At 65.5% G+C, this 20120-nt stretch carries 21 protein-coding genes; 3 read left to right on the forward strand and 18 right to left on the reverse strand.

What is annotated here, in order from left to right:
- The 8 genes from AO057_RS10470 to AO057_RS10505 all read right to left on the reverse strand — a co-directional run bounded on the left by AO057_RS10470 (window position 1) and on the right by AO057_RS10505 (window position 6675).
- Window positions 1-402, reverse strand: a complete 402-nt coding sequence (locus AO057_RS10470) for a roadblock/LC7 domain-containing protein (RefSeq protein WP_057675643.1) — start codon at window positions 400-402, stop codon at window positions 1-3.
- A gap of 91 nt (window positions 403-493) precedes the next feature.
- Window positions 494-901 (reverse strand): hypothetical protein, encoded by a 408-nt coding sequence (locus AO057_RS10475; RefSeq protein ID WP_057675646.1) that lies wholly within the window; start codon window positions 899-901, stop codon window positions 494-496.
- A gap of 173 nt (window positions 902-1074) precedes the next feature.
- Window positions 1075-1482 (reverse strand): hypothetical protein, encoded by a 408-nt coding sequence (locus tag AO057_RS10480; RefSeq protein WP_057675647.1) that lies wholly within the window; start codon window positions 1480-1482, stop codon window positions 1075-1077.
- 56 nt (window positions 1483-1538) lie between these two features.
- Window positions 1539-2888, reverse strand: a complete 1350-nt coding sequence (locus AO057_RS10485; RefSeq protein ID WP_057675649.1) for a phosphatase domain-containing putative toxin — start codon at window positions 2886-2888, stop codon at window positions 1539-1541.
- Entirely contained in the window at window positions 2885-3469 is a 585-nt protein-coding gene (locus AO057_RS10490) for a GTP-binding protein (RefSeq protein WP_156404533.1), read from the reverse strand. The genes AO057_RS10485 and AO057_RS10490 overlap by 4 nt, the downstream gene beginning before the upstream one ends.
- Window positions 3470-3484: 15 nt before the next feature.
- Window positions 3485-3853, reverse strand: coding sequence for a hypothetical protein (locus tag AO057_RS10495; protein WP_057675651.1), 369 nt, complete (start codon window positions 3851-3853; stop codon window positions 3485-3487).
- A 318-nt stretch (window positions 3854-4171) separates the two neighbouring features.
- On the reverse strand, window positions 4172-4774 hold the full coding sequence (locus AO057_RS10500; RefSeq protein ID WP_057675654.1) for an ANTAR domain-containing response regulator: 603 nt from the start codon (window positions 4772-4774) through the stop codon (window positions 4172-4174).
- On the reverse strand, window positions 4771-6675 hold the full coding sequence (locus tag AO057_RS10505; RefSeq protein ID WP_057675656.1) for an MASE1 domain-containing protein: 1905 nt from the start codon (window positions 6673-6675) through the stop codon (window positions 4771-4773). Before AO057_RS10505 ends, AO057_RS10500 begins: the two co-directional genes overlap by 4 nt.
- Before the next feature lie 83 nt (window positions 6676-6758).
- Here AO057_RS10505 and rlmD point away from each other — a divergent pair, with 83 nt between their 5' ends.
- Window positions 6759-8195, forward strand: a complete 1437-nt coding sequence (gene rlmD, locus AO057_RS10510; protein WP_057675658.1) for a 23S rRNA (uracil(1939)-C(5))-methyltransferase RlmD — start codon at window positions 6759-6761, stop codon at window positions 8193-8195.
- A 96-nt stretch (window positions 8196-8291) separates the two neighbouring features.
- Here rlmD and AO057_RS10515 read toward each other — a convergent pair whose 3' ends face one another.
- Both AO057_RS10515 and AO057_RS10520 read right to left on the reverse strand, forming a co-directional pair.
- On the reverse strand, window positions 8292-8651 hold the full coding sequence (locus tag AO057_RS10515; protein ID WP_057675660.1) for a hypothetical protein: 360 nt from the start codon (window positions 8649-8651) through the stop codon (window positions 8292-8294).
- A gap of 118 nt (window positions 8652-8769) precedes the next feature.
- The gene (locus AO057_RS10520) at window positions 8770-9468 is read right to left on the reverse strand and encodes a Bax inhibitor-1/YccA family protein (protein ID WP_057675662.1); all 699 of its coding nucleotides are present in this window, start codon (window positions 9466-9468) and stop codon (window positions 8770-8772) included.
- Between the two features lie 190 nt (window positions 9469-9658).
- On the opposite strand from AO057_RS10520, the gene AO057_RS10525 reads away from it, so the two are divergent.
- The gene (locus AO057_RS10525; protein WP_057675664.1) at window positions 9659-10066 is read left to right on the forward strand and encodes a GlcG/HbpS family heme-binding protein; all 408 of its coding nucleotides are present in this window, start codon (window positions 9659-9661) and stop codon (window positions 10064-10066) included.
- A gap of 44 nt (window positions 10067-10110) precedes the next feature.
- Here the strand turns inward: AO057_RS10525 and hemP are convergent, their stop codons facing one another.
- From hemP to AO057_RS10565, 8 genes are all read right to left on the reverse strand, one after another.
- The gene (gene hemP, locus AO057_RS10530; RefSeq protein WP_057675666.1) at window positions 10111-10317 is read right to left on the reverse strand and encodes a hemin uptake protein HemP; all 207 of its coding nucleotides are present in this window, start codon (window positions 10315-10317) and stop codon (window positions 10111-10113) included.
- 14 nt (window positions 10318-10331) lie between these two features.
- Window positions 10332-10742, reverse strand: coding sequence for an ExbD/TolR family protein (locus AO057_RS10535; protein WP_057675668.1), 411 nt, complete (start codon window positions 10740-10742; stop codon window positions 10332-10334).
- Between the two features lie 4 nt (window positions 10743-10746).
- The gene (locus AO057_RS10540) at window positions 10747-11457 is read right to left on the reverse strand and encodes a MotA/TolQ/ExbB proton channel family protein (protein ID WP_057675670.1); all 711 of its coding nucleotides are present in this window, start codon (window positions 11455-11457) and stop codon (window positions 10747-10749) included.
- A 22-nt stretch (window positions 11458-11479) separates the two neighbouring features.
- Window positions 11480-12103 carry an energy transducer TonB gene (locus tag AO057_RS10545; RefSeq protein ID WP_082605511.1) on the reverse strand — a complete coding sequence of 208 codons (624 nt, stop codon included), beginning with the start codon at window positions 12101-12103 and terminating at the stop codon, window positions 11480-11482.
- 184 nt (window positions 12104-12287) lie between these two features.
- Window positions 12288-13409 carry an alpha-hydroxy acid oxidase gene (locus AO057_RS10550; protein ID WP_057675675.1) on the reverse strand — a complete coding sequence of 374 codons (1122 nt, stop codon included), beginning with the start codon at window positions 13407-13409 and terminating at the stop codon, window positions 12288-12290.
- A complete protein-coding gene (locus tag AO057_RS10555; protein ID WP_057675677.1) occupies window positions 13406-14089 on the reverse strand; it encodes a Fe2+-dependent dioxygenase in 684 nt (227 codons plus the stop codon). The genes AO057_RS10550 and AO057_RS10555 overlap by 4 nt, the downstream gene beginning before the upstream one ends.
- A 23-nt stretch (window positions 14090-14112) precedes the next feature.
- Complete coding sequence (locus tag AO057_RS10560; RefSeq protein WP_082605512.1) at window positions 14113-16395, reverse strand: TonB-dependent receptor; 2283 nt, start codon at window positions 16393-16395, stop codon at window positions 14113-14115.
- 201 nt (window positions 16396-16596) lie between these two features.
- A complete protein-coding gene (locus AO057_RS10565) occupies window positions 16597-17418 on the reverse strand; it encodes a posphoenolpyruvate synthetase regulatory kinase/phosphorylase PpsR (RefSeq protein ID WP_057675679.1) in 822 nt (273 codons plus the stop codon).
- 216 nt (window positions 17419-17634) lie between these two features.
- Here AO057_RS10565 and ppsA point away from each other — a divergent pair, with 216 nt between their 5' ends.
- The gene (ppsA, locus tag AO057_RS10570; RefSeq protein WP_057675680.1) at window positions 17635-20025 is read left to right on the forward strand and encodes a phosphoenolpyruvate synthase; all 2391 of its coding nucleotides are present in this window, start codon (window positions 17635-17637) and stop codon (window positions 20023-20025) included.
- Window positions 20026-20120: the final 95 nt, after the last annotated feature.

Raw genomic sequence — 20120 nt, forward strand, 5'->3', positions numbered from 1 at the left:
TCAGGCGGCAGCGGACAGCATCGCCAGATCAGCCGCTGTCTTGCGCGTGTCCAGGATGACCTTGCCCAGGTTGGCCTTCGGCGCTGCGGCCACGGCCAGCACGCCGGTTTTGCCAGCCCGTGTGAGCAGCAGCGGGCCGTGTTCGCCGTCCAGGATGATCTGGCGCAGTTCGCCGCGCTGGACCTCGCTCGCCGCACGTGATGCCAGTGCGAGCAGGGAAGCGCACATGGCGCCAAAACGGTCGGCGTTGGCTTCGCTGGACAGCACCGCGGCCAGCGTCAGACCATCATGCGATACCAGGGCCGAAGCCTCGATATGGTCAGACGTTGATTGCAGCGCGCGCAGCATGCCGCGCGCCTTGCTCATCAGGGCATCGGAACCTGCCAGTGCTGAAGAATTCATGCTCACCTCCTTCGCTTGTATTTATTTTTCTGGTTGGGCGGGAGTTCATGGCCAATCCACGCTGTGGATGGCCACGAACTCCGGGGCGGCATCAGAGTGCCGCTTCGATCTCAGGCATGGCCAGGCGCGACTTGGTCAGCACCATGCCCAGGTTGGCGCTCTTGCGGCAGACGAAGCAGGCCACCTGCTGTTGACGCTTGCCGCGGATGAAGACGTGGATCAGGTTGTCGCTGTTGACGATGATTTCCTGGAAATAGTGGTGGTCGTTGTTCTCGGGCAGGCCGCGCGCCTTGCGGAAGATCTTCTCGATGGCCGACACGTTGGGCCCCTGGAACAGGTCGGTGGTGGCGGCAGCCAGCAGCTCGAACACCTCGGTCGGATGGGAGTCCACCGTCTTGATGCTCAGCACCATGCCCGAGGACAGGTCCACGTAGCCGGCGGCCACACAGTCGGGGATGGAAGTCACTGCCTTTTGCAGCATGTTGTCCAGATTGCTCATTCGCGAAACTCGGTAATTTGATTTTTAAATTTTTGCCCCGGCATGGGCCGGGGGCTGCATGGTTCATGCATGAAGTGGGGAAGAAATACTCGGTTCAATCCATAGGCATATTCACACTTTCCAACGACGTTCTTTCTCTTGATGACGGTTTGTGATTTGCGGGGTGTGCGCTTTCAGAGCGCGGCTTCGATCTCAGGCATGACCAGGCGCGACTTGGTCAGCACCATGCCCAGGTTGGCGCCCTTGCGGCAGACGAAGCAGGCCACCTGCTGTTGACGCTTGCCGCGGATGAAGACGTGGATCAGGTTGTCGCTGTTGACGATGATTTCCTGGAAATAGTGGTGGTCGTTGTTCTCGGGCAGGCCGCGCGCCTTGCGGAAGATCTTCTCGATGGCCGACACGTTGGGCCCCTGGAACAGGTCGGTGGTGGCGGCAGCCAGCAGCTCGAACACCTCGGTCGGATGGGAGTCCACCGTCTTGATGCTCAGCACCATGCCCGAGGACAGGTCCACGTAGCCGGCGGCCACACAGTCGGGGATGGAAGTCACTGCCTTTTGCAGCATGTTGTCCAGATTGCTCATGTTGTCTCCTCAGTCTTGTTGAATCACACTTGCACACAAAACCCTGCTCGTTGGCCTCACAGGGCGAATTCAGTTGTCACCGGCTGGGAACGCGCCGGCATGGCTTTGAGCCGGTCGGCAAAATCCGCCAGGAAATCGACCTGGGCCTGGGACTGGATCATTCCGGGCTCCAGGCGCCGCACGAACTCAATGGCCTCAACGGCCGAAGCGGCCGTCCCGGCGCGCCACAGCCGGTAGGCGGCCAGAACGGTCCCCGTGCGTCCCAGTCCGGCCTTGCAGTGCACGGCGATCACTTCCTCGTTGGCCACGAAGTGGTCCATCTCCTGGCACAGGCGCAGCATCTGATCGTCCGCGGGGGCATGCATGTCCGGGATCGGGCTGGCGTGGCAGGCGATGCCATAGCCCTCGGCCAGTTCGGAAGGAAATGGGTTTTCTGTCAGGGAAACCAGCCGCGTCACACCCACTTCGCGCAAGGCGGCCAGGTCGTAATCCACATCGCGCACGATGCCGGGCAGCGGGGCGCCCGCAACCCGGCCTTTGATGAGCCAGACAAAACCGCGCGGTCCGTACGAGGCTGGCTTGGCGTCCGGCCGGTCGGCCAGCGGAGCAGGCAGTGCCTGGATTGACGGTGAGGCACCGCCTGCGTCCTCGTCCTCGCTGGCGGCCGTGCCGTCTTCGGGGCAGGAGCCGGTGCGGATGTAGTTGCGTGCTGCCTCGCTGCTGGGGGCCTGGAAGAAGTGCGGCGTGTCACTGCATTCCTGGGTGACGCCGTTGGCAATCAGTACGACCCGGTCAGCCATCTTGCGGGCGTAGGCCTGGTTGTGCGAGACCACCAGCAGGGCGCGGTCCTGCGCCAGTTCGTGGATCATCTGGTGCAGGGGTGGGACTTCGCCTTCGGGCAGGCCGGTGGTCGGCTCGTCGATCATCAGCAGAGCGGGTTCGCTCAGCGCCTGTCGCAGGATGGCGATACCGCGCTGCTGGGCTGCCGAGTACCGCACAACCTTTTCATCGAGCTTGTCCAGCAGGTGTGCCTGGCCGGTGCGATGCAGCAGGGCCGCGATCTTCTCGCGCTGCTGCAGCCGGGTCAGGCGGGCGCGGTCCTTCATCTCGAACACCAGGTTGTCCCACACGGTGGAGATCAGGAACTGGGATTTCTGCATCACCATGGTCGGCCGGTTGTCGTTGCCGAGTTCCTGGCCGCGGTAACGCGCCTGGCCCCAGGTTCGCAGGGAGGGGTTGTTGCTGTTGTAGCCGGCCAGCGTGCGCAGCAGGGTGGACTTGCCCGTGCCGGCGGGACCAAGCAGCGCCATGCAACCGCGCGCCGGCACTTCGAAATCGATGTCGCGCAGCACGACCTTGTCGCCGTAGGCTACGCCAAAGTTGACCAGTTCGAGGACGGCGCTCAAGCGGTTACCCCCTTGCGCTGCCGGATCGGAAAGCGCTCTGCCATTTCAAGCAGCCCTGTGAGGGCCGCCAGCAGCCCGCGTACCTGTGTGCGTTCGCGTGCATCGACCTGAAAGACGGGTGGCAGGATGTCCATGAACTTGCACGGGTGCTGCCGCAGATGGTCGCGGTAGCGGTCCAGCGGGACCAGCGGGTTCTTGTCGACATGCGTGATGCCCACGACCATGGGCATCTTTTGCGTGGTGAGGCGCGTTTCCAGCGCTCTCAGGTAGTGGTCGAGGTCGGCGACTGGATCAGGGTTGGCGTGATTGACGAACAGCACCAGGCCCCGGCATTGCATGAGCAGGATGTCCCACATGAAATCGAAGCGGTCCTGCCCGGGGGCGCCACACAGGCGCAGCTTGTCGTTGTCGGAAAGGTGCAGCACCCCGACGTCCATGGCCACGGTCGTATGCGATTTCAGCCGGGCTGTCTCGTCGGTGGCCGCTGCGTCGGTATCGACCACCCCGATGTCGGAAATGCTGCGGATGGCGCAGGTCTTGCCTGAACCCACCGAACCCATGAAAAGTACGCCCCATTCCACGCTATACGCCCCGTTTCAGTTCTTCGCAGCCAGGCGCTGCCAGATTTTGGTGATGAAGGAATCGTGTGGCGATTCCGTGAGTTCCGCGGGGCGACTGTCGTTGGCGGCTGGTGCCTGGGCGGTCGGTTGCCCCCCGGGCTGGGCCTGCAGGTTCAGGCAGCCTTGCGCGTGCAGCAACAACAGGATGTCCAGCACCCTTTCCTTGGGCAGTTCCAGGATGCGCGCGATGATGACGCCTGCGGTGGCACGCCAGGAGAGCAGCGCGCAGATGCGCGCCATGTCCACCATGTCTTCGGGCGGCAGTTGTGGAATGTTCGGCCAGTTCGTGAGGCGCAACAGAGAGAACTGGATCTCGTGCGCGCTGGTCGGTGCCGTTGCATTCATGCGCGCAGCCTCCCGGCCTGCCCGGCCAGATGGGGGCGCCGCGCGCGGGCGGATCGCGCGCTCCGGACTTGTCCGGTGATGTTCTGGTGCGTCATGTCCCCGAGTGCTTCCTGCGTACGCAGGCCGGAAATTCCGGCTTGCTTCGTTCATTCCAGCCGGCACATTCAGATGCGCCGGCGTGTCATGTTGCGAGGCAGGTTCGGGGCCTCAAGAAAATGCGACCTGTACCAATGTCAGAGTCGTATCAGTGCTTATTATTCAATTCGGTAACAATCAGTCAACCCCTTGGGGTATTTTGATACGTTAAGTTACGTGCTGTTACATGCGGGTCGGCTGCACGGCCCGGATGATGTCGGCCGCCAGCTCGGCCAGCTTGCGGCGCTGGGTGCGCGCCGTCTTGCGCAGCAGCTCGAAGGCCTGAGGTCGCGGCAGTTGTTGCTGCGCCATGATGATGCCGACCGCCACGCTGATGTCTCGCTCGGAGTCCAATGCAGCCTGCAGCTGCGCCCGCGTTTCCCGCAGTTCCTGCAGTTCATCGGCACGGGACAGGGCGGCCTGGATGGCGGGCAGGAGTTGCGAAATGTCCAGCGGCTTGACCAGATAGCCCAGGGCGCCGAGGTGGTTGGCCTGGCCGATCATGTCCGGTTCGCTGTAGGCGCTGAGCATGACAAAGGGGATGTGGTCCAGTTCACGCAGTCGCCGTGCCAGGGTCAGGCCATCCCGCCCGCTCATGCGGATGTCCACGATGGCCAGGTCGGGGCGCTGGCCGCTGGCCAGCAGCACTTCGGCTTCTTCGGCGGATTCGGCCATGCTGACAAGGTAGCCCGCATGCTGCAGACCCCTGCTCAGGGTCGAAAGCACGAGCCGGTCGTCGTCAACCAGCAGGAGGTGAATGGGCGCGGGCTGGTCGGGGGCGGTCATGCCGGGTTCTTTTCCAGATGAAGTACCGGAGGGGAGATTGCCAGCCGGGTGAGAACTTCGTTTTCACGCTGTTCCCGGGTCAGCCGGGCGCCCTCGCGCGGCATCAGTGAGGCCACCAGTTGCAAGCCGGCGTGGTGCGCGGTCGGGCGATCGGTGTTGGAGCGCAAATGGCCCGAGTTTCGGATGTCTACCTGGATGGTCTCGGGCTCTTCGCCTTTTCGCAGCGTCACGCTGACGTGGCCGTGGGTCTTGCCGCCATGCTTGACGGCGTTGACCAGCAGTTCATTGAGCACCAGGGCGATCGGGACGGCCTCTTTTTCGGTAACGATGCCGGGAGTCCAGCAGGCCGGGATATCGACGGCGATGGGTGTCTGCCAGACCGACTGGACATCGGCGGCGATGGCGCTGGTCAACTCGCACAGGCGCACGGTGTCCATGGAGGCGTGGCCCTGCAGGCCATGCAGCACGGCAATGCTGCGGATCTGGCCCATGACCTGGTTGATGGCCTCGGTCGTCTGCGGGTTGTCCTGCGCAAACAGGCGCAGCAGGCCGGAAATGCCCTGCAGGTTGTTCTTGATGCGGTGGTGAACCTCCCGCACCAGCGCATCACGCTGGGCCAGCTGGGCCACCTGGGCGGCCGCCTCCTGGGCTTCCCGCTCTTTGCGGTAAGAGATATCGGTGTGCGTGACGACGTAATTGGTGATGACGCCGTCTTCGTTCTTCACGGCGGTGCAGGTCAGCCATTGCGGGAAGACCTCGCCATTTTTGCGCCGGTGCCAGACCTCGTCGTTCCAGACGCCACGTTCTTGTCCGGTGCGCCAGGCATTTTCGTAGAAGCTGCTTGGATGCCGGTCCGAGCGCATGAAGGCGGTGGTCTGGCCCACCACTTCTTCATTGCGGTAACCCATGATGCGCGTGAAGCTCTGGTTGGTGCGCAGGATGCGCATCTGGGCGTCGGTGACGATCATGCCTTCCTGGCATTCGAAGGCGGTGGCAGCGATGCGCAGGTCGGACTCGGCATGCCTGTAGCCCTTGATGAGCAGGGCCAGAAACATGATCATCAGCCAGCTGAAGGTCACGAAGAACCAGCCATCGACCAGCCGGGTTTGGACGTCCGGATGGGCCAGGAACCCCGTGTTGTCATGGATGCTCAGCATGGCTTGTACGCTGATCGTGCACAGGACCAGGATGGCGCCATGCGGCCCCAGCCGGACGGCCGCCCAGAAGGCCATGGGCAGCAGCCAGTAGCCCTTGAGGACAAAACTGTCGAGTTCCTGGGTCAGCCATCCCTGGAACACGAGCTGGCCCGCCAGCAAGGTCAGGCCCAGGAGCAGGGCGGCTTCGGTCCAGCGCCGCCTGTCCTTCAACTCGCCAGGGTCTTGCCGCCATATCAGCAGCAGGGGAGTGACGAGCATGATGCCGAGCGCATCACCGATCACCCACTGCACCATGTTTCGGCCCAGGTCGCTGGAGGACAGGCTGCCCGTGGCGGTCATGCTGCCGATGCCGGCGAGGGCACTCAGCGCGCTGGCCGGAATGGCTGCCCATACCGTCAGGCGGGCGTAGTCGCCCAGGGTGTCGAGGTCAGGGTTGAATCTGGCATCGCGCCGCAGCAACCAGTTGCCCAGCAGCGCACCCAGGGTGGCGCCGCCTGCGCTCGCTGCGGCTGCAGGCAGGGCAAGGCCCAGCATCAGCTCGGAGACGAGTGCACCCGCAAAAATCCCCCAGGCCAGGCGGGTGCCACCCAGAAGCAGGACGGCCAGGGCCCAGCCGCTGGCGGGCCAGAACGTGCCAATGACCCCGGCAAGGGAAAAGAACTTCAGAGCCAGCTGGGCCAGCACGGTGTAGACCGCAGCGACGCCCAGCAGCCTGAGTGCAAAGGGGAGATTCTGTATCTTCAAGCCTGCTCCGGGGCCATGTCTTGTGATCGATGAAGCAGCAAAGCCTGCCGCTTTTGCAGTTTAACCTCGGGGACAATAGCGGCATGAGTGAAGAATCCAGGAACAACGTGAATATCCCGCCGGATGGCTTGTTGATCGAGTCCCTCGACATCGAGGCCCAGGGCATCGCCCACCGGCCCGACGGCAAGGTGGTGTTTGTCGAAGGCGCACTGCCTTTCGAGGTGGTCAGCGCCAGCGTCAACCGCAGCAAGAACAACTGGGAGCAGGCCACGGTCACGGCCATCCACCGCGAGTCATCGCAGCGCGTGCGGCCCGGCTGCCCGCATTTCGGGCTGCACACGGGCGCCTGCGGCGGCTGCAAGATGCAGCACCTGCACCCGGGGGCGCAGGTGGCGGTGAAGCAGCGCGTGCTGGAGGACAACCTCTGGCACCTGGGCAAGGTGCGCGCCGAGACCGTGCTGCGCCCGATCGAAGGGCCGGCCTGGGGTTACCGCTACCGCGCCCGCCTGTCGGTGCGGCATGTGCGCAAGAAGGGCACGGTGCTGGTGGGTTTCCACGAACGCAAGAGCCGCTACGTGGCCGACATGGAGATCTGCCCGGTGCTGCCTCCGCACGTGAGCGCCATGCTGATGCCGCTGCGCGCCCTGATCGGCTCGCTCGACGCCATCGAGACCTGTCCGCAGATCGAGCTGGCCTGCGGCGATGCGGTCACGGCGCTGGTGCTGCGGCATCTGGAGCCGCTGAGCGCGGGGGACCTGGCCAAGCTGCGGGCCTTTGCCCAGGAACACCCCGTCGTGCAGTGGTGGCTGCAGCCCAAGGGGCCGGACACCGTGCACCTGCTGGACGACACGCCGGATGCTCTGCCGCTGAGCTACGTGCTGCCCGAATTCGGCATCACCATGCCTTTCAAGCCTACCGATTTCACCCAGGTCAATCCGCACATCAACCGCGTGCTGGTCGCGCGTGCGCTGCGCCTGCTGGAGGCGCAAAAGGACGAGCGGGTGATCGACTGGTTCTGCGGCCTGGGCAATTTCACCCTGCCCATTGCCACCCAGGCGCGCGAGGTGCTGGGCATCGAGGGCAGCGAGACGCTGGTGGCGCGCTCACGCGAGAACTACGCAGGGAACCAGGCCGTCCGTCCCGCCGGCCAGGCCCTGGCGCCGACGGCTTTCGTGGCACGTAATCTGTTCGAGATGACCCCCGAGCTGCTGATCCAGGATGGCAATGCCGACAAGTGGCTGGTCGACCCGCCGCGCGAGGGGGCCTTCGCCCTGGCCAAGACCCTGGCCGACCTGCATCAGCAGAAAGTGGATCCCGCCAACCACCCGGCCACGCCGGGGGCGCAGGGCTGGACGCCGCCGCGGCGCATCGTCTACGTGAGCTGCAACCCGGCCACGCTGGCGCGCGACGCGGGCCTGCTGGTGCATCAGGCAGGTTACCGCTGCACGGCGGCGGGGGTGGTGAACATGTTCCCGCACACCGCGCACGTCGAGAGCATGGCGGTGTTCGAGCGGGCCTGAGCCTATGGAGGCTTGCGGAATCCAAGACAACTTCCGTTCGGGCTGAGCCCGTCGAAGCCCTTCGACAAGCTCAGGGCGAACGGGGGGACTCTCGGGTCAGGAGGCTTTCTTGTCGGCCACGGCCGGCTTGATGGCCGGGGCCGGCTTTTTCTCGGCGGTGGCCGGTTTCTTGTCTTCAGCCGCTTCCCTGGCCTCGGGCGTGGGCTGGCCCTCGATCTTGTTTTCCCGCATGTACTGGTCCATCTCGCGCCAGCCCTCGAAGACGGCGGTCTTCAGGGCCTTGGGGTTGAGTTGGTAGCACTCCTCGATGCCGCGCACGGCGTAACGGCAGGCGCCGCCGATAGCCTTGCCTTCGGCCTCACGCTGCGCGATGCGCGGGTCCGGGCCCAGCCCGGGGATATCGCAGGCGGCCAGCAGCAGGGCGAGGGCGGGGATGAGCAGGAGGCGCAGCGTCATGGGTTTGCAGGGAAGCGTTACTGACCTTATCGGCAGTTGCCAGGATAGATTGAGTGTCGCATGGCCGCCAGAATGGGAAAAAGGCCCCGCAGGGCCTTTTTCAGGGGCTGTTCTGCCCTTACTCGCGTTCGCCGCCGAAGATGCCCAGCAGGGCCAGCAGGCTCTGGAACACATTGAGGATGTCCAGGTACAGGGCCAGGGTGGCGCTGATGTAGTTGGTTTCGCCGCCGTCGATGATCTGTTTGATGTCGTACAGCATGTAGGCGCTGAAGATGCCGATGGCCAGCATGGAGATCACGATCATGCCGGTGCTCGAACCGACAAAGACGTTGATGATGCCGCCCACCATCAGCACGATGGCGCCGACAAACAGCCACTTGCCCATGCCCGAGAGGTCACGCTTGATCACCGTGGCCAGGCTGGCCATGACGAAAAACACGCCGGCGGTGCCCGCGAAGGCGGTCATGACCAGGTCGGAGCCGTTCTTGAAGCCCAGCACCATGGCGATCAGGCGCGAGAGCATCAGGCCCATGAAGAAGGTGAAACCCAGCAGCACCGGCACACCGGCGGCAGAGTTCTTGGTCTTCTCGATGGCGTAGATGAAGCCGAAGGCACCGCCCAGGAAGACGATCAGGCCGACGAAGCCGGTCAGGCCGGCGGTGATGCCGGTGGCCACGCCGATCCAGGCACCCAGCACGGTGGGCAGCAGGCTCAGGGCCAGCAGCCAGTAGGTATTGCGCAGCACCTTGTTGCGTTCGCTCGGCGAGAGCACCTGGCCGTAGCTGGTGGGGTCGAGAGTTTGAACTTGCTCGCTCATGTCTTCATCTCCTTGTAAGCCTGGGAACAGAGGTCACCCAGTTGCGGTCATTCTAGGCGGATTCAAGTCGCCCGCTGCAATCCACCACACACCCTGTGTATTTGTCATGGCAGTTTTGCGACGCCAGGCGGCCGAAACCCCGGGTTCTGGGGCTATGCTCGCAGTTGTCATTTCCTTGCCATTTCCCACCATGCAAACCAAATCCATCCTCCAGCTCGCAGACCTCAAGAAAATCGCCGCCGCCGCCGAGGCCGAGGCGCTGAAGAACAACTGGGCTGTCAGCATCTCCATCGTCGACGACGGCGGCCACCTGCTGTGGCTGCAGCGCCTCGATGGCGCCGCCCCGATTTCCGCGCAGATCGCACCGGCCAAGGCGCGCACCTCGGCCCTGGGCCGTCGCGAGAGCCGCATCTACGAAGAGATGATCAACGGCGGCCGCGTGTCCTTCCTCAGCGCCCCGGGCCTGGACGGCCTGCTCGAAGGCGGTGTGCCGATCATGAAGGACGGCCAGTGCCTGGGCGCCGTGGGCGTCAGCGGTGTGAAGTCGGTGGAAGACGCGCAGATTGCGCGCGCCGGCATTGCCGCCATCGGCCTGTAAACGGCGCTCGCCATCAGGAGCCAGGGGCCCATCCGGGCCCCTTGTCATTTGGTGAGGATCAGCTTGCCCTGGCGTGTGGCCTGCAGGCGGTAGAACTCGCCGTTGTGGCGGATCGTGACCGCCTTGCCGCCCTGCAGCAGGGTGGCGCTGTCCAGCGGCACGCCCGGCGGTATGCACGCGGTGGCTTCCCTGGCCGTGCCCCGTTCAGCAGGCGCGAGCGGGGGCGGGGCGTTGTTCGTCGCTGCGCTCATGCCGGCATCCCGACTCAGCGCTTGGGCTCGGAGACGAAACCGATCTTGCGCAGCCCGGCCTGGTGCGCCATGGCCATGGCCTGCGCCACGCGCTCGTAGCGCACGGCCTTGTCGCCGTTGATGTGCAGTTCGGGCTGCGGGGTGCGCGCGCCCTCGGCCTGCAGCAGCGCCGGCAGGGCTTCTTCGCTGACGGCGGTGCCGTTGAGGTAGTAGGCGCCGGCAGCGTCGACCGACAGGCGCAGCGTTTCCGGCTTGATTTCCTCGCGCTGGCTCGTGGCCTGCGGCAGGTCCACGTTGACGGCGTGTTTCATCACCGGCACGGTGATGATGAAGATGATGAGCAGCACCAGCATGACGTCGACCAGCGGCGTCATGTTGATCTCGTTCATCACCTCGTCGGTGTCGTCCTGGGTTCCGAAGGCCATGGCATCAGGCTTTCTTCATGGGCACGACCTTGGCTTCGCCGCCGCCCACGCGGGCACCGGTGACGAAGTAGGCGTGCAGGTCGTGGGCGAAGCTGTTGAGCTTGCCCTGGACGGACTTGTTGCCGCGCACCAGCGCGTTGTAGCCCAGCACGGCGGGGATGGCCACGGCCAGTCCCAGGGCCGTCATGATCAGCGCCTCGCCGATGGGGCCGGCCACCTTGTCGATGGTGGCCTGGCCGGCCACGCCGATGCTCAGCAGCGCGTGGTAGATGCCCCAGACCGTGCCGAACAGGCCGACGAAGGGGGCGGTGGAGCCGACCGAGGCCAGCACGGCCAGACCGCCCTGCAGGCGCGCGTTGGCATGGTCGATGCTGTTGCGCAGGCAGCGCGTGACCCAGTCGCTGATGTCCAGGCTGTCGTGCAGTTGCGCTTTGGTGTTGCGGTGGTGCGCCGCAGCCTCACGGCCTTCCTCGGCGAGATTGCGGAACGGGTTGTCTTCCTGCGGGCCCAGGCGGTTCAGGCCCTCGGCAAAGTCCGCGCTGTGCCAGAAGCCCTCGGCCTGGCGCGCCAGTTTCTTGTAGCGGATGAGGTCCATGGCCTTGAACAGGATCACCATCCACGAGGCCAGCGACATGCCCAGCAGCAGCAGGGCGACGCCGCGCGTGACCCAGTCACCCTGGGCCCAGACGTTGAACAGACCAAATTGCGATTCCATAAGAGACTCCGGAAAACAAGAATTATTCGAGGACGAAATTGATGGGGACGTTGAACCACATGGCCTCGGCCATACCATTGCGCCGGCCCGGCACGTAGCGCCAGCTGCGCACCGTGGCCAGCGCGGCCTGGTCCAGCCGGTCGTAGCCGCTGGAGCTGCGGATCTCGGCCTGCTGGGCCGTGCCGTCCACACCGATCAGCACACGCACCACCACCTTGCCCTGTTCGCCCAGGCGGCGGCTCAGCGGCGGGTAGGACGGCTTGGGATTGTTCAGATAGGCCGCATCGCTGGAGGGCAGCTCGATGCGTGCCGGCGCCGGCGGGGCGGCCGGCGCCGCCGCCACGGTGCTGGCCTCGATGGCCGCCGGGGCCGCCTGCGCCACGGCTGGCGCAGGCGCCGTGGCCGTCACGGGCTGAGGTGTCGGCGGCTGTACCTGTGCTTTGGGCGGGGCCGGTTCGGGCTTGCGCGGCGGGGCCGGTGTCTGCGGTTTCTGGGCCTCGGGAGCGGGGGGGCTGATGAATTCGCTGAGGATTTCGCCGGGGATGATGACCTCGACGGCGCGGCGCATCAGGCCGCTTTGCAGCGCCCACAGCACGCCCACGTGCAGCAGCACCACGCTGGCGGCGATGAGCAGGCGTCGGTTCATGGTCGGCTGGAAGAGTGCTGGCTGGGCAAGGTTCATATTGTCGGGCTTCGTCCCCTGCCTACTTGCGGAAGATCCAGCCGCTGGCCAGCGTGACCAGTGCGAGGCTGCCGAGGAGGATCAGGGTGGACATGATGGTGTCGATTATAAATGAGAATTATTCGTATCTGATGGGTGGCAACACTTTTCACGATGACGGCCAGAGCAGGTCGGGCGGGATCTGTTCCAGCGTCCTGCAGCCGCACAGGGCCATGGCCACTTCGAGTTCGTCGCGCAGCAGGCGCAGCACGTGGGCCACGCCCAGGGCGCCGGCGTTGGCCAGACCGTAGACGTAAGGCCGGCCGACGAGGACGGCCGAGGCGCCGAGCGCCAGGGCCTTGAGCACATCGGTGCCACGCCGGATGCCGCCATCGACCAGCAAGGGCAGCGTGCCGCCCAGCGCGTCGGCGATGCGCGGCAGCACGGCGGCGGTGGTCGGCGCGGTGTCCAGCGTGCGCCCGCCATGGTTGGACACCACCAGACCGGCGACGTTCAAGCCAGCGGCCTGGCGCGCGTCTTCGGGATGCAGCACGCCCTTGAGCAGGATAGGCAGGCGCGTCTGCGTCTGCAGCCAGGCCAGGTCATCCCAGGTCGGGGCCCGGCGCAGCAGGCCATCGAAGAGGGCGCTCTGGCCCGGCATGAGCCTGGGTTGCGTGGCCGGGGGCTGGCCTTCCAGGTTGACGGCGCGCACACCCGGGGGCAGGGCAAATCCGGCGCGGCGCTCGCGGTCACGCGCGCCGTGTACCGGCGCGTCCACGGTGAGCACCAGGGCTTCGTAACCTGCGGTTTCGGCACGCTGCACCAGTTCACGTGTGCAGCCACGGTCGTCCTGCAGGTAGAGCTGGAACCAGAGCGGGCCGCGGCTGGTTTCGTCCCGCACGGCACGGGCCACGGTTTCCAGCGGGATGCTGGCCTGGGTGCTGAGGACCAGGCCGGCCCCGAGCGCGGCCGCGGCGTGGGCCGTGGCGAGTTCGCCGTCCGGGTGCGCCATGCGCTGGAAGGCCACTGGTGCCAGCAGGATGGGGTGGGCCAGGGTGCGGCCCAGCAGTTGCACGCGGGTGTGGCCGCCGCTCAGGGGCCGTAGTACCCGCGGCAGCAGTTGCAGCGTGTCCCAGCTGCGGCGGTTGGCCGCCAGCGTGAGCTCGTCGGCCGCGCCGCCGCTGAAATAGGCCCAGGCCTTGTCGTCCAGCCGCGTGCGGGCATGGGCCTCGTGGTCGGCCAGGCTGACGAGCCCGGCGGGCAGGGCGTCGAGAGAGGGTGACCCTGTCATGTGTCGGCCCACATGCGCAGCAGGTTGTGGTACGTACCGGTCAGCGCGGTGGTCTCGGCGCCTTCGCCATGCTGCTGGCGCAGGCGCAGCAGGTTCATGTCGAGTTCGTAGAGCAGGCGGCGCTGCTCGTCGCTGCGCACCATGCTTTCGATCCAGAAGAAGCAGGCCAGGCGGTGGCCGCGCGTGACGGGGCGCACCTGGTGCAGGCTGGTGCCGGGGTAGAGCACCATGTGGCCGGCCGGCAGCTTGACGGCCTGTTCGCCATAGGTGTCGCTGATGCAGAGCTCGCCGCCCTCGTAGGCGTCGGGCTCGGCCAGAAAAACGGTGCAGGAGATGTCGGTGCGCACGCGCTGGCCGCTGTCGGGCAGCGCGCGGATGGCGTTGTCGATGTGGTTGCCGTAGTGGTTGGCCTCGCCGCCGTAGCGGTTGATGCGCGGCGTGAAGACCTTCTTGGGCAGGGCGGCCGAGAAGAACTGCGGGCTGCGGTCCAGCCCGCGCAGCACCATGGCGCGGATCTGGCTCGCCGCCTCGCAGTCGTGCGGCAGCTGTTCGTTGTTCTTCACCTGCGCGGCCTGCGTGCCGGCGCTGTGCCTGCCGTCGGTCCAGGGCGCGTCGGCCAGCAGCGCGCGGGCGCGCTGGAGTTCGTCGGCGTTCAGGATGTCGGGGATGTGCAGCAGCATGGCAAGCGCAGGTCAGGTAGGTTTCAGAGCTTGGCGGACAGGGTCAGTTGCACCAGTCGGCCGGCACCGGGGATGTAGTGGCCGTCGTACAGCTGGTCGGCATACAGGCGGTCGGTGACGTTGCTGATGTTGCCCTTCACGCTGTAGCGTTCGCTGAACTTGTATTCGGCCATCAAGTCCAGCGTGGCGTAGGCCGGCACTTTCCAGCCCGGGTTGCGCAGCGGTGTCTGTTCGCCGCGGAAGTTCACGCCGGCCCCCAGGCGCAGGGGCTGGGTGACCTGGTAGGTGTTCCACAGCGTGCCGGAATAGATGGGCGTGAGCGAGGGGCGCTGGCCCTGGCCCTCGGCACCCTGGGCGCCCACGTCGATCATGGCGTCGGGCAGCCACATGAAGGAGCCGAAGACCTCCCATTTCGGCACCGGCCGGCCCGTCACGTCGGCCTCCAGGCCGGAGACGTGGCGACGTCCGGAAAGGACCGCGATATTGAGCAGCGGGTCGGTGTTGCGCTCGTTGAACTTCACGGTGTGGAAGGCTGCCAGGCGCGTGGTGTAGCGCTTGTCGGACGAGTCCAGCTTGGCGCCGAGCTCGAGGTTGTAGCTCTGCTCGGGCGCCGTGTCCACGTTCTGCGCGCTCAGCGAGTAGGTGTCGCCGGAGGTGTTGAAGGACGAGCCGGCGGAGACATGGTAGGAGTCCAGCGCATTGGGCTGGTAGAGGGCGCCCAGGCGCTGGCTCCAGCCGGCCACGGTCATCTGGTAGTTCGTGGCGGTTTCCGGGCCTGCCGCATTGGTGGGGATGGCGTAGGTGACGTAGTTGCCGATCATGTGGTCGAAGCGCAGGCCGCCCAGCAGCTTCCACTTCGGCGCGACCTGCACCAGGTCCTGCACATAGGCCCCCCAGCCCACGGAGTCGTACTGGTTGTTGATGCGCAGCACGCGCGAGGCCTCGTTGACCGTGGCGCCGTCGTCCGGCGAGCCGACCGTGGTGGTGGGCTTGGTCAGCGTGACGCCGCCCTGCGTGGCCGAGCGGGCCGCGTAGACCGTCTTGGTGTCCATGACCGTGTCGATGCCGGTGAGCAGTTCATGCTTGAAGCCCAGGGCTTCGAACTTGGTGCTGTAGTCGCTCTGGGCCACGACGTTGTTCAGGTCCTGGATCTTGAGCTGGGTGCCGCGGGTCAGGACTGTGGCGTCGCTGAAGTTCTGGAGATTGGTCGTCGTCGGCGTGGCGTTCGAGTTGCCCTGGATGCGCACGGTGCCGGCGCGCTGGTCGCGCGTGTAGACGCCGCGGCGCACCTGGGTCTTGAGCTCGGCGCCATCGTCGAAGCGGTGCAGGTGCGACAAGGTCAGGCTGTTGGCCGTGCCCTTGTTGTAGTCGCTCGCCGTGCCGTAGTAGCTGTTCGGGTTGACCGGCAGCGTGGTCGTCTCGGAGGCGGGCGCGCCCGCATAAGGGCGTATCCACGGCATGCCGTAGTTGATGCCATTGTTGTTGGTCAGGTGGTACAGGCCCACCGAGTATTCGTTGCGTTCGCCGATGCCCCAGCGGTAGGTGCCGGCCACACCGTACTTGTCGATGCTGCTGCCCGCGCCATTGTTGTCGGCCTTGGTGTCCATCACGTTCAGGCGCAGCGCCGCGCTGTCGTCCGTCTTGAGGTTGAAGTCGCCCACCACGCGGCGGTAGTTGTAGCTGCCCACCGTGACGTCGACCTGGTGCTCGTCGATCAGGCGCGGCACCTTGCTGACCTGGTTGACGGCGCCGCCCGTGGAGCCGCGGCCGAACAGCATGGAGGCCGAGCCGCGCAGCAGCTCCAGGCGGTCCAGGTTGAAGGTGTCGCGGTCGTAGAAGGCCGGGTCGCGCATGCCGTCGATATAGATGTCGCCCGTGGTGGCCAGGGAAAAGCCGCGCAGGCGGATGTCTTCCTCGCCACCTTCAGCGGCCTGGAAGCTGATGCCGGCGGTGTTCTTCAGGGCTTCCTTCAGGGTGTCGAGGTTGCGGTCGTCGATCAGCTTTTCGGTCACCACCGTCACCGACTGCGGGATGTCGCGCAGTTGCTGCCGGCCCTTGCCGATGCCGGTTTCGGTGGCGCGGTAGGCGTCCTTGCCCTCCGGTGCTTCGGCCTGTTCCTTGACGATCACGGTCCCCAGGGTCTTGCTGCCGTCGGTTTCAGCCGTCTGGGCCAGTGCGCTCATGGAGCCGGCCAGCAGCATGGCGCCCAGCGGCAGCAGCGCGGCCGATGCCAGGGGCTGGGTCGTGGCGGCCCGCAGTTCGCGGGCGGGGAGGGTTTTCTTGAGGGGGTGTTGTCGTTGGGTCATGGTTGTAGCGCCTATGGGTTGAAGAAGCGATGGCTGGCTACAACCGTCCCGGGCCCTAGGGCCCGGCAGCGTGGCTTGCTACACAAGATGTACGGAAGTATACACAAATACAAATCATTCGCATTACGTTTATTGCTATGGATGTAAAAAAACCGGCCAGGCAGGGATGCCGGCCGGTTTTCGGGGCAGGAAAGCGCAGGTTCAGTAGCTCAGCCGCTCGGGCCGGATCTCCTGCAGGATGGTGGTGGCGATCTCCTCGATCGACTTGGTGGTGGTCGAGAGCCAGCGGATGCCGGCGCGCCGCATCATCGACTCGGCTGCGGACACTTCCATGCGGCAGTTCTCCAGTGAGGCGTATTTGGAATTGGGGCGCCGCTCATTGCGGATCTCGCACAGGCGATCGGGGTTGATGGTCAGGCCGAAAATCTTGGCCTTGTGCGGCGCCAGGGCCGGGGGCAGGTGCTGGCGCTCGAAGTCTTCGGGGATCAGCGGGTAGTTGGAGGCCTTCAGCCCGTACTGCATGGCCAGATACAGCGAGGTCGGCGTCTTGCCGCTACGGCTCACCCCGACCAGAATCACGTCCGAGCTGGCCAGGTCGCGGTTGGACTGGCCGTCGTCGTGCGCCAGCGAGAAGTTGATGGCCTCGATGCGGTCGTGGTAGGCCTGGCTCTTGCTCACGTCGCTGAAGCGGCCGATGCGGTGGTGCGACTTGATGCCCAGTTCTTCCTCCAGCGGGTTCACGAAGGTGCCGAACATGTCCAGCATCATGCCCTGGCAGCCCTCGTTGATGATCCGGTGAACCTCTTCGTTGGCCAGGGTGGTGAAGACGATGGGCTTTTTGCCTTCGACCTCGGCCGTGTGGTTGATCTGGCGCACGGCCTGGTGCGCCTTGTCCACGGTGTCGATGAAGGGCAGGCGCACGTGGTGCAGATCGACCTCGAACTGGGCCAGGATGGCATTGCCGAAGGTCTCGGCCGTGATGCCGGTGCCATCGGAAATGAAAAAGACGGTGCGGTTGGGCATGGCGAGTGACGCTGGGTGGATGGAAATTGTTATCGAGTTACATGCAAAAACAGCATGGTTTCCGCTGGGGGGGAATAAAATTGCGTATTCACCCATAGATTCTTCCATGCAACGCAACGCCCCACCAGAAAAAGAGCAAAGGCTGGCCGTTGGCATGGGCGCAAGCGGCATCGCGCCGGCTTGTTCACCCCGGTTTTTAAACTCTGGAGCTTTCCCATGTCTGCACTTTTCAGCCCGACCGCCCTGGTCGTACCGTTTGAAAACCTGAGGATGACCGACGTCGAGGCGGTTGGCGGCAAGAACGCCAGCCTCGGCGAAATGATCTCGCAACTGCCCCAGGGCGTGCGTGTGCCCACCGGCTTCGCCACCACGGCCCACGCCTTCCGTGAGTTCCTGAAACACGGCGGCTTGGCCGACCGCATCAACGCCAAGCTCGACGCCCTGGACACCGAGGACGTGCGTGCCCTGGCCACGGTCGGCGCCGAGATCCGCGCCATGGTCGAGGCCCAGCCCTTCCCGGCCGACCTGGAAAAGGCCATCCGCGAGGACTACGCCAAGCTGGCCGCCGGCAACCCGCAGGCCACCTTTGCCGTGCGTTCCTCGGCCACGGCAGAAGACTTGCCGGATGCATCGTTTGCCGGCCAGCAGGAGACTTTCCTGAACGTGCACGGCATCGACGAAGTGCTGCACAAGATGAAGGAGGTCTTCGCCTCCCTCTACAACGACCGCGCCATCAGCTACCGCGTGCACAAGGGTTTTGCCCACGCCGACGTGGCCTTGTCGGCCGGCGTGCAGCGCATGGTGCGCTCCGACCTGGGCGCCGCTGGCGTGATGTTCACCATCGACACCGAGTCCGGTTTCGAGGACGTGGTCTTCATCACCTCCAGCTATGGCCTGGGCGAGACGGTGGTGCAGGGCGCCGTGAACCCCGACGAGTTCTACGTGCACAAGCCCATGCTCAAGGCCGGCAAGCGCGCTGTGGTGCGTCGTAACCTGGGCTCCAAGCTGATCCAGATGGTCTTCTCCACGCCCGAGGAAAAGAAGGCCGGCGGCAAGCTGGTCAAGACCATCGACGTGCCCACCGAGCAGCGCAACCGCTACTCGCTGAGCGACGCCGACGTCGAGCAGCTCGCCAAGTACGCCCTGGTGATCGAGCAGCACTATGGCCGCCCCATGGACATCGAGTGGGGCAAGGACGGCACCGACGGCCAGCTCTACATCCTGCAGGCCCGCCCCGAGACCGTGAAGAGCCAGGCCGCCGGCACCGCCGAGATGCGCTACAAGCTCAAGGGCCAGAGTGCCGTGCTGGCCGAAGGCCGCGCCATCGGCCAGAAGATCGGTACCGGCCCGGTGCGCCTGGTGCACAACATCAGCGAGATGGACAAGGTCCAGCCCGGCGACGTGCTGGTGACCGACATGACCGACCCGAACTGGGAGCCGGTGATGAAGCGCGCTTCCGCCATCGTCACCAACCGCGGCGGCCGCACCTGCCACGCGGCCATCATTGCGCGCGAACTCGGCATCCCGGCCGTGGTCGGCTGCGGTGACGCCACCGAGAAGCTCAAGGACGGCACGCTGGTGACCGTGAGCTGCGCCGAGGGCGACACCGGCCACATCTACGACGGTCTGCTCGAGATGGAAGTGACCGAGGTGCAGCGCGGCGCCATGCCCGAGATCGATGTCAAGATCACCATGAACATCGGCAACCCGCAGCTGGCCTTCGACTTCGCCCAGTTGCCCAACCACGGCGTGGGCCTGGCGCGCCTGGAGTTCATCATCAACAACAACATCGGCGTGCACCCCAAGGCCATCCTGGACTACCCGAACATCGACGCCGACCTGAAGAAGGCCGTCGAGTCCGTGGCCCGCGGCCACGCCTCGCCGCGCGCCTTCTACGTCGACAAGGTCGCCGAGGGCGTGGCCACCATTGCCGCGGCCTTCTGGCCCAAGCCGGTCATCGTGCGCCTGTCGGACTTCAAGAGCAACGAGTACCGCAAACTCATCGGCGGCAGCCGCTACGAGCCCGAGGAAGAGAACCCGATGCTGGGTTTCCGGGGCGCCGCGCGCTATCTCTCCGCCGACTTTGCCGGGGCCTTCGCCATGGAGTGCGAGGCCATGAAGCGCGTGCGCGAGGAGATGGGCCTGACCAACGTCGAACTCATGGTGCCCTTCGTGCGCACCCTGGGCCAGGCGAAGAAGGTGATCGACCTGCTGGGCAAGCATGGCCTCAAGCGCGGCGAGAACGGCCTGAAGATCATCATGATGTGCGAGGTGCCCAGCAACGCCATCCTGGCCGACGAGTTCCTCGAGTACTTCGACGGCTTCTCCATCGGCTCCAACGACCTGACCCAGCTCACCCTGGGCCTGGACCGCGACTCCGGCATGGAACTGCTGGCGGCCGATTTCGACGAGCGTGACCCGGCCGTGGAAGCCATGGTGGCGCGCGCCATCGCGGCCTGCCGCAAGCAGAACAAGTACGTGGGCATCTGTGGCCAGGGGCCCAGCGACCACCCGGACTTCGCCAAATGGCTGGTCGAGCAGGGCATCACCTCGCTCTCGCTGAACCCCGATTCAGTGGTCGAGACCTGGAAGAACCTGGCGAAATAAGGCCAGCGCCCCTCGCGGCGATTCATAAGCTGCAGCCATAAAAGCGGGCCGCTCCCACGGGGCGGCCCGCTTTTTTATTCAATTCCGGGAAAACC

Source organism: Curvibacter sp. PAE-UM (assembly GCF_001432305.1).
Classification (GTDB): domain Bacteria; phylum Pseudomonadota; class Gammaproteobacteria; order Burkholderiales; family Burkholderiaceae_C; genus Hylemonella.

Bases quoted from the DNA above. Each gene is read 5' to 3' on its own strand.
- rlmD (WP_057675658.1), top strand. From the start codon at position 6,759: ATGAGTGAAGAATCCAGGAACAACGTGAATATCCCGCCGGATGGCTTG.
- AO057_RS10540 (WP_057675670.1), bottom strand. From the start codon at position 11,457: ATGGAATCGCAATTTGGTCTGTTCAACGTCTGGGCCCAGGGTGACTGG.
- AO057_RS10500 (WP_057675654.1), bottom strand. From the start codon at position 4,774: ATGACCGCCCCCGACCAGCCCGCGCCCATTCACCTCCTGCTGGTTGAC.
- AO057_RS10480 (WP_057675647.1), bottom strand. From the start codon at position 1,482: ATGAGCAATCTGGACAACATGCTGCAAAAGGCAGTGACTTCCATCCCC.
- AO057_RS10475 (WP_057675646.1), bottom strand. From the start codon at position 901: ATGAGCAATCTGGACAACATGCTGCAAAAGGCAGTGACTTCCATCCCC.
- AO057_RS10495 (WP_057675651.1), bottom strand. From the start codon at position 3,853: ATGAATGCAACGGCACCGACCAGCGCGCACGAGATCCAGTTCTCTCTG.
- AO057_RS10520 (WP_057675662.1), bottom strand. From the start codon at position 9,468: ATGAGCGAGCAAGTTCAAACTCTCGACCCCACCAGCTACGGCCAGGTG.
- AO057_RS10545 (WP_082605511.1), bottom strand. From the start codon at position 12,103: ATGAACCGACGCCTGCTCATCGCCGCCAGCGTGGTGCTGCTGCACGTG.
- ppsA (WP_057675680.1), top strand. From the start codon at position 17,635: ATGTCTGCACTTTTCAGCCCGACCGCCCTGGTCGTACCGTTTGAAAAC.
- AO057_RS10525 (WP_057675664.1), top strand. From the start codon at position 9,659: ATGCAAACCAAATCCATCCTCCAGCTCGCAGACCTCAAGAAAATCGCC.
- hemP (WP_057675666.1), bottom strand. From the start codon at position 10,317: ATGAGCGCAGCGACGAACAACGCCCCGCCCCCGCTCGCGCCTGCTGAA.
- AO057_RS10515 (WP_057675660.1), bottom strand. From the start codon at position 8,651: ATGACGCTGCGCCTCCTGCTCATCCCCGCCCTCGCCCTGCTGCTGGCC.
- AO057_RS10565 (WP_057675679.1), bottom strand. From the start codon at position 17,418: ATGCCCAACCGCACCGTCTTTTTCATTTCCGATGGCACCGGCATCACG.
- AO057_RS10550 (WP_057675675.1), bottom strand. From the start codon at position 13,409: ATGACAGGGTCACCCTCTCTCGACGCCCTGCCCGCCGGGCTCGTCAGC.
- AO057_RS10470 (WP_057675643.1), bottom strand. From the start codon at position 402: ATGAATTCTTCAGCACTGGCAGGTTCCGATGCCCTGATGAGCAAGGCG.
- AO057_RS10560 (WP_082605512.1), bottom strand. From the start codon at position 16,395: ATGACCCAACGACAACACCCCCTCAAGAAAACCCTCCCCGCCCGCGAA.
- AO057_RS10535 (WP_057675668.1), bottom strand. From the start codon at position 10,742: ATGGCCTTCGGAACCCAGGACGACACCGACGAGGTGATGAACGAGATC.
- AO057_RS10555 (WP_057675677.1), bottom strand. From the start codon at position 14,089: ATGCTGCTGCACATCCCCGACATCCTGAACGCCGACGAACTCCAGCGC.